Raw genomic sequence first — 1,195 nt, 5'->3', positions numbered from 1 at the left:
GATCCCGTCGTGGGCGGCGGTGCCGCGTCGGGCGGCCGTGGCGAACCCGTCGCCGACCTGCACGCCCTTGATCGCCTGGATGCCCATGAGCGCCCCCGCCAGCCGCGCGTCGAGGCGGCGGTCCCAGTGGACGTGGGAGCCCAGGCCGATCGGCACGCCGTACGCCAGCACCTCCACGACGCCGCCGAGGGTCTCCCCGGCGCGGTGGGCGTCGTCGACCTCGGCGACCATCGCCGCGGAGGTCTGCGGGTCGAGGCAGCGGACCGGGTCGGCGTCGAGGCGGGCCTCGTCCTCGGGGACGGGGAACGGGTGGCCCTCCGGCAGGGCGGCCTCCCCGAAGGCCACGGTGTGGGAGACGATCCGCACGCCGAGCTCGCCGAGGAAGGCGCGGGCGACGGTGCCCAGGGCCACACGGGCGGCGGTCTCACGGGCGGAGGCGCGCTCGAGGAGGGGGCGGGCCTCGTCGAAGCCGTACTTCTGCATGCCGGTCAGGTCGGCGTGGCCGGGCCGCGGGCGGGTGAGCGCCGCGTTGCGGGCCAGACCGTCGAGCTCCTCCGCGGGGACGGGATCGGCGGCCATCACCTTCTCCCACTTGGGCCATTCCGTGTTGCCCACCTGGATCGCCACAGGCGAGCCGAGGGTGCGGCCGTGGCGGACGCCGCCGAGGATCGTCACCGCGTCCTGCTCGAACTTCATGCGCGCGCCGCGCCCGTACCCCAGGCGGCGGCGCGCGAGCGCGTCCTGCACGTCCTGCGTCGTGACCGGGATCCCGGCCGGCAGTCCCTCTACGATTCCTGTGAGCGCGGGGCCGTGAGACTCCCCCGCTGTCAACCAGCGCACCATGGCGTGCAGTCTCTCACGCACGGGGCGCCGCGCCGTCACGTGTGACCGGACGGGACGCACCGGATCCGGCGTTCGACGCTCAGCCGGCGGCCGGTCCCAGGGCGTCCGCCGCGGCGCGCGTCACCGCCGCCCAGTCCGGCTCGGGCATCCCGGCCGCGGCGCGGGGCCGGGCCGTGAACAGCCGGACCTGCTCGATGCCCTGGTGCAGCAGCATGGACAGCCCGGACGCCACCGGACCGCCCTCCCGGGACCAGGCGGACGCCAGCACGGAGGGCCACGGGTCGTAGGCCGCGTCCAGCAGGGGCGGCAGGGCGGCGCCGGCCGGCACGTGTGCGGCCAGGGCGTCCGCGGC

1 protein-coding gene and 1 pseudogene are annotated in these 1,195 nt (G+C 76.7%); both read right to left on the bottom strand.

Going from position 1 to position 1,195, the window contains the following annotated elements:
- Positions 1 to 843, bottom strand: an 843-nt coding sequence (gene aroC / locus HMPREF3105_RS01000; RefSeq protein WP_070708563.1) for a chorismate synthase, incomplete at its 3' end; no start/stop codon positions are given.
- A gap of 79 nt (positions 844 to 922) precedes the next feature.
- Positions 923 to 1,195 (bottom strand): annotated as a pseudogene (locus tag HMPREF3105_RS00995) (shikimate dehydrogenase); the annotation flags it as partial.

The organism is Micrococcus sp. HMSC31B01, assembly GCF_001816085.1.
Taxonomy (GTDB): domain Bacteria; phylum Actinomycetota; class Actinomycetes; order Actinomycetales; family Micrococcaceae; genus Micrococcus; species Micrococcus luteus.
The sequence above is the reverse complement of the archived record's forward strand: the minus strand, read 5'-3'. Positions and strand labels throughout refer to the sequence as shown.